General features: G+C 64.8%; 12 protein-coding genes and 1 pseudogene. 9 read left to right on the plus strand and 4 right to left on the minus strand.

Annotated features, from left to right (window positions below; all coding sequences use genetic code 11):
* Positions 1-240: pseudogene (locus G6031_RS08855) on the plus strand (ABC transporter ATP-binding protein); the annotation flags it as partial.
* A gap of 21 nt (positions 241-261) precedes the next feature.
* Here the strand turns inward: G6031_RS08855 and G6031_RS08860 are convergent.
* Positions 262-783: a flavodoxin domain-containing protein gene (locus G6031_RS08860; RefSeq protein WP_182653045.1), complete on the minus strand. Its 522-nt coding sequence runs from the start codon at positions 781-783 to the stop codon at positions 262-264.
* Between the two features lie 290 nt (positions 784-1,073).
* Here G6031_RS08860 and G6031_RS08865 point away from each other — a divergent pair, with 290 nt between their 5' ends.
* On the plus strand, positions 1,074-1,448 hold the full coding sequence (locus tag G6031_RS08865; RefSeq protein ID WP_182653046.1) for a hypothetical protein: 375 nt from the start codon (positions 1,074-1,076) through the stop codon (positions 1,446-1,448).
* A 125-nt stretch (positions 1,449-1,573) separates the two neighbouring features.
* Entirely contained in the window at positions 1,574-2,641 is a 1,068-nt protein-coding gene (locus tag G6031_RS08870) for an NADP-dependent oxidoreductase (protein WP_206682154.1), read from the plus strand.
* Between the two features lie 94 nt (positions 2,642-2,735).
* Here the strand turns inward: G6031_RS08870 and G6031_RS19080 are convergent, their stop codons facing one another.
* Positions 2,736-2,864, minus strand: coding sequence for a hypothetical protein (locus G6031_RS19080; RefSeq protein WP_277820090.1), 129 nt, complete (start codon positions 2,862-2,864; stop codon positions 2,736-2,738).
* A 131-nt stretch (positions 2,865-2,995) separates the two neighbouring features.
* Between G6031_RS19080 and G6031_RS08875 the strand changes: the two genes are divergently transcribed.
* Genes G6031_RS08875 through G6031_RS08885 form a run of 3 tightly spaced genes read left to right on the plus strand, consistent with a single transcriptional unit; the run spans position 2,996 to position 3,908 of the window.
* A complete protein-coding gene (locus G6031_RS08875; RefSeq protein WP_017838548.1) occupies positions 2,996-3,184 on the plus strand; it encodes a hypothetical protein in 189 nt (62 codons plus the stop codon).
* Positions 3,181-3,582 carry a helix-turn-helix transcriptional regulator gene (locus G6031_RS19085; protein ID WP_182653047.1) on the plus strand — a complete coding sequence of 134 codons (402 nt, stop codon included), beginning with the start codon at positions 3,181-3,183 and terminating at the stop codon, positions 3,580-3,582. The genes G6031_RS08875 and G6031_RS19085 overlap by 4 nt, the downstream gene beginning before the upstream one ends.
* Positions 3,583-3,617: 35 nt before the next feature.
* On the plus strand, positions 3,618-3,908 hold the full coding sequence (locus G6031_RS08885) for a hypothetical protein (protein ID WP_182653048.1): 291 nt from the start codon (positions 3,618-3,620) through the stop codon (positions 3,906-3,908).
* Positions 3,909-3,982: 74 nt separating this feature from the next.
* Here the strand turns inward: G6031_RS08885 and G6031_RS08890 are convergent, their stop codons facing one another.
* Positions 3,983-4,705, minus strand: coding sequence for an SOS response-associated peptidase (locus G6031_RS08890; RefSeq protein WP_182653049.1), 723 nt, complete (start codon positions 4,703-4,705; stop codon positions 3,983-3,985).
* A 150-nt stretch (positions 4,706-4,855) separates the two neighbouring features.
* A complete protein-coding gene (locus tag G6031_RS08895) occupies positions 4,856-5,905 on the minus strand; it encodes a hypothetical protein (protein ID WP_182653050.1) in 1,050 nt (349 codons plus the stop codon).
* Between the two features lie 281 nt (positions 5,906-6,186).
* Between G6031_RS08895 and G6031_RS08900 the strand changes: the two genes are divergently transcribed.
* The 3 genes from G6031_RS08900 to G6031_RS08910 all read left to right on the plus strand — a co-directional run bounded on the left by G6031_RS08900 (position 6,187) and on the right by G6031_RS08910 (position 8,478).
* On the plus strand, positions 6,187-6,792 hold the full coding sequence (locus tag G6031_RS08900) for a hypothetical protein (RefSeq protein WP_182653051.1): 606 nt from the start codon (positions 6,187-6,189) through the stop codon (positions 6,790-6,792).
* A gap of 147 nt (positions 6,793-6,939) precedes the next feature.
* Positions 6,940-7,533 carry a hypothetical protein gene (locus G6031_RS08905; RefSeq protein WP_182653052.1) on the plus strand — a complete coding sequence of 198 codons (594 nt, stop codon included), beginning with the start codon at positions 6,940-6,942 and terminating at the stop codon, positions 7,531-7,533.
* A gap of 153 nt (positions 7,534-7,686) precedes the next feature.
* Complete coding sequence (locus G6031_RS08910) at positions 7,687-8,478, plus strand: N-6 DNA methylase (RefSeq protein ID WP_182653053.1); 792 nt, start codon at positions 7,687-7,689, stop codon at positions 8,476-8,478.
* The last annotated feature ends 217 nt before the right edge of the window (positions 8,479-8,695 follow it).

Here is an 8,695-nt window from a genome sequence, read left to right on the forward strand (position 1 = left end):
GACGAGGCCACCGCCGAGGCCGGGTCCGCCGGGGCTCGCCGCCTCGACTCCGCGGCCGCCGCGGTGCTGAAGGGCCGGGCCGGACTGGTGGTGGCGCACCGGCTGAGCCAGGCCGCGGCCGCAGACCGGATCCTGGTGATGGAGCACGGCCGGATCGTGGAATCCGGGACTCATGTCGAGCTGTTGCACTCGGACGGCAGGTACGCCGAGCTCAGTCGGGCGTGGTTCGGGGGAGAGTGAGCAGAACGCCCTACTGGCGGGTCACTGGATCCGCGCGGCCACCATCTGCCCCCACTGCTCCGCGCGGGCTTCCTCGCCCTCGATCAGCCGGGTCTGGGTGTCGACCAGGAAGCTCTCGGGTTCGGCGACGAGGGTGAAGCCCAGGCTCGCCAGCTTCTTCGAGATCCCCTTGGATGCCCGCCCGGTGAGGATCGCGGGTTTGTCGACGCGGGTGTCGAACGCGGCAGCGGACCCCTCGCGGCGGGAGAGCTCACCGAGCCAGTCCCGGATCCCCGCGCCGGCCGCGTCGGGCTCCACGGTCAGCTCACTGTCCGGCTGGTCGGCGGCCTCGACCGCGCCACGCCGGGTCGACTCGCGACTCATCCCGTGGACGTGGGTGGGGCCGCCCACGATCACCAGGTCGTAGACGGAGGTGTCCTCGTCGATCGCGTGCGAGACGGGGACCGTGGTGACGTCACCCACCAGCGCCACGCCGCGGGCGATGGCATCGGCGATGTCGTGGGTGCAGCCGTACATCGATTCAAAGACGATCAGTGCGCGCATCTCTCGTGCCACCCCGTTCGAGTCGGCGGTGTGACCACGTCGTCACCGACGGGCCGTCACCTCGGTCTATCACTCGATCTTCATCCTTCTCCTCGTCGGCGGGGAGCACAATGGTCTCCACCCCGATCTCGGGGTCCCACCGCCACGTCGAGTGTGTGCTCTCCGGAGGAGCCGTGATGAAGGCCAGACGACCATGGTCAACGTACTCACTGACCGCGGGCATCGCGTTCTGGACTGTGATGGCGTTCGGGGGAAGCGTCGGACTGACGTCCGCGCCTGACGGATCGGCCATGGGTTTCGATACGGCGTGGTTGCGGAATACCCCGTTCGAGAACTATCTCCTGCCGGAAGTGATCCTCGGGACCCTCGGCGTGGGTGGGGCCGCGCTCACCGCGCTGCTGATCCGTGCCGTGCGCGCACACGGGCGTCGAGGCGCCCCCTCCAGCTGGCAGTGGTACTTCGCCCTGATCGTGGCTCTCGGGCACTTCGGCTGGATGGCGGGCGAGATCGCGCTCATGTGGGACCCCGTCGCCGGTCTGCCTTCACACCAGAAGTCGTTCTTCTACGGCTTCTGGTGGTCGTTCGGTCTCCTGAGCACGGCGAATCTGCTCCTGGTGTTCTCGCCGTCCACCCGCCGGATCCTCGGGGGCCCGGCCGGGCGGTGAACGACCTCGCGTGGCACCGGGCATCCACCGAGCTGACGGTCAGGGTCGTCGATTCTCGCCCCAAGTGAAGTCAGTTCATTTACCATCGGTGTGAACTGGCCCACACAACGATCGGTAGGGATCGCATGACCGACACGGCGATGAACGACACGACGACCGGCAACGCAGCACAGGGGAATCGCGAGGTCCGCCTGGTCAGGCACCCCGACGGCGCCCTGGCGGCGGACGACCTCGAGGTGGTGTCCACGGAGATGCCCGTCATGGCTCCGGGGCACGTGCTCATCCGCAACACGCTGCTCTCTGTGGACGCGGCCACCCGGCTGCGGCTCGATCCCGTCTCGCCTCCCGGATACCTGCCGGCCCTCAAGCCGGGGGAGGCGCTCGCCGGGATGGTGGTCGGCGAGGTGGTCGAGTCGGACGCGGAGGGCTACGCACCCGGGGACCTGGTGCACCACGACCTCGGCTACCGCGACTACGCCCTGGTCGATCCGCACAACCAGGCCCTCGGCGTGGCCGGGGCGCTGTCCAAGCTGGACCGCGAGCTGGGTCCGCCGGAGCTCCAGGTGGGGCTGCTCGGGATGACGGGCCTCACGGCGTGGGCGGGGATGTTCGTGGTGGCCTCCCTCAAACCAGACGACGTCGTGTGGATCTCCGCGGCCGCCGGCGCGGTGGGCAGTGTCGCGGCGCAGCTCGCCAAGGCGCACGGCTGCCGGGTGATCGGCAGCGCCGGAACCGCCGAGAAGGTCACCTACCTCACCGACGTACTCGGGCTCGACGCGGCGTTCAACTGGCGCGACGGACTGGACGAGCCGCTCAGCGAGTTCGCGCCCGAGGGCATCGACGTCTACTTCGACAGCGTCGGTGGCGACCACCTCAAGGCCGCGCTCACACACCTGCGCCCGCTCGGCCGGGTCGCCCTCTGCGGCGCGATCGCCGGTTACGACGGCCAGCCGCCGGCCGCCCCCGACAACCTCTTCAACGCCACGACCAAGGACATCAACCTGCGCGGGTTCCTCGCCGGCACCTTCGCGGATCGGCTTCCCGAGGCCAGGAAGCACCTCGCGGAGCTGTGGCGGTCGGGCGACCTGAACCTGGACCTCGCGCGGTATGAGGGTCTTGAGTCCGCGCCGCAGGCGATCGTGGACATGCTCTCCGGGCGGACGACGGGCAAGTGCGTGGTGGCGCTGGGCTGAGGGGCCTATTGACGACGACGACGAGGTCGGCTTCTTCGGGCAGCCGGCGGGACCGCTCGCGCTGCCCGAAGACTGACTGCGGGGGAGCCGTCTCCTAACCGAGCTCGTCCGCCACTCGGACGGCAGGGATCCAGTCGATCCCGAACACCCGGGCCACCTCGGCGAAGGTGGAGGAGTCCGCATCGGTGCTGGTCGCCGAGGCGATCAGACGGGACAGCATCACCGTCCCCGCTCGCTCCTCGATCGTGCCGGCCGCCGCCAGGAGCGTTATGTGACTATCTTAGAACTGTTGGGTGCTTGCAGATCTGCGTACCCGGCAGGAGCGGTGCCCGCACAGTCGTAGCACCGGGCACGATGGCGACCATGTACCTCATCGGGACCGGGCCGAGTGAGTTGCACGCTCACATCGACCTCGACCGTCGCCTGCAAAACCTCGGACTCCTCGACGGGGCCGAGGCGTCCGTGGTGTCGGCCGCCCAGGAGGACGGGCACTGGTCAGTCGTAGCTGAGATCCGACCCGACACGGAGGGGGAGGGGCAATGACGCCAGCTGAGGCGAGGTCACTGGGGCGGGCCATCCGCACCGTTCGTCTGGAAGCCGGGCTGACGCAGCTCAGGCTGGCGCTCGCCGTCGGCGTAAGCGGGAGCCACATGAGCATTTGTGAACGGGGCCAGGTCCCCGCCGCCCGAGGCCGTCCGGCTCACCCTCCGACAATGAACCGCGAGCAGTTCGCAGCCATCGCCGATGCTCTGGGTTGCACCGCTGCGTACATCGCCGACCGCGCAGCCCTGTCGGCCACCACCCGAGTGAGTCTCGGCCTTCAACCGCTCGGCCCCTCGCGCACTCTCGTTGCGGGTGTCGCATACGACCTCACCGACGCCGAAGCAGACAGGGCCGCCGACTTCATCTCCGGCCTCATCGCCGCCCGCGACCTGCACTGACAACCGGTGTCGGAGGGGCCGGATACGGTGCCGGCGTGGACGAGCTGGTGGACCGAATCCGACAAGCGGCCGACCAGGCAGGCGAAACGCACTTCCTCGAGCTGATGCGCTGGCACCGCGTAGTCGCTGGCCTCCCAGAACCCGACTGGGGAGCCCGCGGCGTCTACCGACTCGCAGTCACCGAGCTAGGCGAAGATAGGGCCGCCGAGCTACTGCACGACCTGCGACGACTGGCACGCAACCCCCGCCGCTACCGCAACGGCGCCGACGGCAAACCCCGCTACCGGATCGGCGCCTCCACTGGACAGCGCTTGCGTCGGCCGTAGGTACCGAGCGCGGCAGGAGCAAGGGAGCTGAGGCACAAATTGCTCGCGAACGGGCGAGAGATAACACCTCCGGGCTAGTGCGCAGCTTCGATCAGGCTCGGATCGTGGCGATTCAACGTGCGCACGTTGTTGACCGCTCGGGACACCGGACGGGTCCGCAGTGTCGCCGCGACTGTTCGGGACTCGATATCAAGCAGGTCAAGCAAGTCGGAGGCCTGATCCTTGGCGATCTTCTCCGGGGTCAGCCAGGTGTCCCAGGCGGCTGGGGTCAGGAAGACCGGCATCCGGTCGTGGACCTCGCCCGCGGCATCTTCACCGGTGCGGGTGATGATCGTGAACGTCGTCTGCCACTCTTCGTCGCCGGTGTCTCGGTGGAAGGCGAGCAGTCCAGCTGCGAGCAGTAGTTCGTCGCCTGGGGAGTGGACGTAGCTGGGATTCTTGACCTTCTTACCGTCTTCGAGGGCCTCTTGCCACTCGTAGTAGCCAGTCATTAAAACTGCGATTCGGGCGGAAGCGAACGCCGAGCGGAACATGCCGTTGGTTGCCACGCCCTCGAGACGAGCATTGATCGGCCGTGGGCCCTTTTCCTTGGCCCAAGACGGGCGCAAGCCCCATGTCGGTAGGAACGCCTCACGCACCCGCTGATCGTCGATCAGGCGATCCCGGATAACTGGTGCCCGCGTACGGGGAGCCACCGAATAGGTCTGCGACCACTCGAAATCGGGATCGGCCCCATCGAGATCGAGTTCCCCAACTAGAGCCGAGCCGGAAATGGCTACCGAGTACCGACCACACATGCCGAGACAGTAACAGTGGAGCCTCTAGATTGCTCGTGACCAGCAGATATGACGGAATGCAACATTATCGGCACTCGACCGAGGTGAGTCGTTTGAGCCCGTGGGGGCGAGCATGATGTCGAGCTGTCGGGGGAGCGGCCATAGCTGTTCTCAGTCCGACTCCTCGCTGATCCGGTACAGCAGGCTACAGACGAACATCAGTGCCTGTACGGCGTTGGGCCGGTTGTACTGATGCTTGCTCACCGCGTGCGCCGTCGCGTGGCGACTGAACTGGATTGGCACTTTGTCGCCGTTGGAGACGAAGAAAGGCTGGTACGTCTGCCACATCGGAGCGAATGCAATGTACTCGCGAACCGTGAATTTATCGTAGGCATCCGTTGTCTTCGTCTTCTTGTTCGGTGTGTACTTATAGCGGTCGCTACCGAAATGGCCCGTGACGATCGTGTCGACGAGCGATCCAGCGAGGGCCTGAGCCGCGTCGGTATGGCCGGCATCCAGGGCGTCGAGCGCTGCCACAGCGAAGGGCGCATATGGTGCGACCGATTTCGATGAGCAGCTGAGGACGATCTCGCGGCAGTCCGCGGAGATCGTTTCCCACCGCCAGTCGAGGATGTCACGCCGCTTGCTTGTGTTTTCGGCGCGGATTAGCGCTTCCGCGGTGGCGGTGCGCGGAAGGCCGTAGAGCGGGATACCGTCGGCCATGACGACCGCGTCCACGTCCTCGAAGTCCAGGCCCTCGATTGACTGCAGGTTCGACGGGTAGAAACCCGCCCGCATGGCCTCGATCGCCGAGTTGAGGTTCTTGAACAGCGTGGTCTGCTGTGCAGCGAAGGTCGTGTTGATCTTTGCTACGGTCTCCAGCGACTGTGCGATGCCGTTGAAGTCAATGTGCTTATTGAGCTGCTCGGAGATCTGCTCGAAACTCTTCAAGGTGTCGCTCGTGATGCTGGTGCTGAGCTGCTTTCGCCATACCGCTTGCGCTTCGTGCAACGGTTTCAGGTTCTGGGAGGAAAGAGCCCGTTGGGCGTCGGCAATGCTCCTGCGTACTGACTCTGGCAGCATGATTTCGGGCATTGGGATATTCGATATCACTCGGCGAAGGTTCGCAGCCTGCTCGGGCGTAAGTTCGATGTGATCATCCGGCTCGTTGTCCTCGTCGGGATGCTCCGCGGGGTCGTCCGCGCCGTCGTCGTCGATCACGCTGCAAGACTAAGCGAACGTGCTGTGTTCGTCCCATCCATGGATTTGCATCGAGCAATGGTGACGGGCGTGGAGGAGCCCGGCGCGCACTCGCTCCATAACGGACGGGGGAGCGTACAACGCACAGGGGCCTGCCCCGGCCGAGGTAAGACCGCTGACAGACCCAGCCGCTGGACTCATTCAGCAAAGCCACGCGACACTGGCCCACGGCCGAAGCCGACCGAAGAACGCTGTCTGAGCGCTACCGTCGGAGGATGCGAAGCGGACGGCCTGAGGATTTTGTGGCGAAGCTGAATGACTACGCCGAGTGGGCTTCCATCACCGAAGATCTCTTTCAGGCAGCCGTTGTGCTGAGAAACGTGCAACTCGTTCCCGAAAACGGAGACCAGCATCTGAGGCGAGCGCTCTGGGAAGGCGCGCTCGTGGCCTACTTTCGGTGTTTTCTTAAGGGCAGTAGATCTGCACGGCTCGGCGAACTCCTCAGCGGGCTCACGCAGCATCAGAGGGATATCCACGTCAAGGCAAAGGACTGGCGCAATCGCCACGCGGCGCACCGAGATTCCGCGCACTACCAAGAGGGGCGCGTCGGAATCGAGGTCGACCCCAGCGGCAAGCTCATATCCGTCGAGCTCAATCTTTCCGTCTCCACCTCGCCGAAAGACCCTCACTGGCGCGAGCTGGCGGACGTCGCGGATGCGCTCCGGGAGCGAGTAATTAAGGGCAAGCTTGAGCCGCTCTTGGACGAGGTCGCGGCGGTTTGGCCCGCTATGCAAGCGGAGTTAGAGCTCGTGGAGACGACCGGTGCCGGGGACGTGTTTCGCCTCGTTCCTCCCGAGGACCTAACCGCTACACGAGGCACGCCTGCGCCAGATCGAGACGACACATGAGCAAGCTCGCGCCAGCGGAACATGGATAGCCGATCCACTGCGTGGTGTGCGGAGCCGCCCTTGCTGCTAACCCGCGGGGGTCAAGAGCCAGGATCCAGAATGTAGAGCGCTTTCATCTGATTCGAAGTTCCCGGATACATTGCGGTTATGACATCCAGTACTGAGGCGATCATCAGGCGCCTTGCCTCCCGGCAGCCGATGCGACCGGAGGCCACGACGCAGGCCGACATCTACATGCTGCTCACGGCCGCGGCGCTCGGGCTGGACACCGATGACGTTGTGACAATGGAGTCCCAACTCGCTGATGGAACCCGCCGACGGATCGACATCGAAGCTGGTCACGTCGTTATTGAGGTCAAAAAGGATCTCCGTGTTGGAGACTTGACTGACGCGGAAAAGCAGCTCGCCGGCTATGTTGCCCAGCGAACCAAAGAACTCGGCGGCCGCTACGTTGGCATCCTCACCGACGGCACCGCCTGGCGGCTCTACCATCTGGCCGACGACCAGCTGACCTGTGTCTCCGAGCTCGAGCTGAGTCCACGCGACCCGGACAAGGACGCACTACTGGTATGGCTCGAGTCGGTAATGGCGACGCGCGAACAAATCCGTCCCGTCCCAGCTGAGATCAAGCAACGGTTGGGATCCACTTCGCCAGCGCATCAGCTCGACTACGCGGCTCTCGCCGTGCTCTATCGCGATAACCGTAACCATCCCGAGGTCAAGCTCAAGCGGGAACTGTAGGCCAAACTACTGCGCACGGCCTTCGGGACCGGGTTCGTCGATGACGAGACCTTGTTCATCAACCACACCCTGCTAGTTGTGACGGCAGAATTAGTCGCTCACGCGGCGATCGGTTGGGACGTATCCCCGCACGGACCCCTGACCCCTGCACAGATGACCTCGGGATCGGAGTTCGCCGACGCCCAAATCCATGGCGTTGTCGAGGCCGACTTCTTCGACTGGGTCGTGGAGGTCGCCGGCGGAGAGCAATTCGTCACCGAACTCGGCCGGCGCATTGCCCGATTCGACTGGTCAAAGGTCGAGCACGACATCCTCAAAGTGCTCTATGAGTCGGTTATCCCCCAGGCGGAACGGGAAGGTCTTGGCGAGTACTACACCCCAGACTGGCTAGCGGACCGCATCGTAGATGATCGCGTCAGGGACCCCCTCGCCACCCGCCTGGCCGACCCGAGCTGCGGCAGCGGGACCTTCGTATTCCACGCCGTTCGCCGCTACCTCGACGCAGCGGAAGCGAACGGAACACCCACTGGAAAAGCGGTTCTGGACGTCACTCGATACGTCGTCGGAATGGACGTACACCCCGTCGCGGTCACCCTTGCCCGCGTGACCTACCTGCTCGCAATCGGGATCGAGCGCATCAACTCTGAGGATCGTGGACCGCTAACCATTCCGATCTACCTTGGCGACTCGGTGCAGTGGGAACAGAACCGTGACCTGTTCGGTGGAACGGACAGAGTCACCATCACCACTGCGGGCAACGAGCTCGTTGAGGGCGGCGGCGTCCTATTCGGTGACGACCTAGTGTTCCCCCGGAGCATCTTGGGCGATGCTCAACGCTTCGACCAACTCGTATCCGCCATGGCTGACAATGCGCTCGACCTTAGTGGGAAAAAAAGACAGCACGCTGATCGATCCGGTCCTGCGCAGGTTCGCGGTCACCGCTGAAGAAGCGAAGATTCTGAGAACCACGTTCTCTACAATGCGAGCCCTCCATCGATCGGGACGAAACCATATCTGGGGTTACTACGTCCGTAACCTGATCCGCCCACTATGGCTGTCCGAGCCCGGAAACAGGGTGGATCTCCTGGTGGGGAACCCGCCGTGGCTGCGCTACTCGAAGTAGTGCCCCATAGAGTGGTGTAACTCGGTGGCCGAGATCGTC

This window comes from Dietzia sp. CQ4 (assembly GCF_014145125.1).
GTDB classification, from domain to species: Bacteria; Actinomycetota; Actinomycetes; order Mycobacteriales; family Mycobacteriaceae; genus Dietzia; species Dietzia natronolimnaea.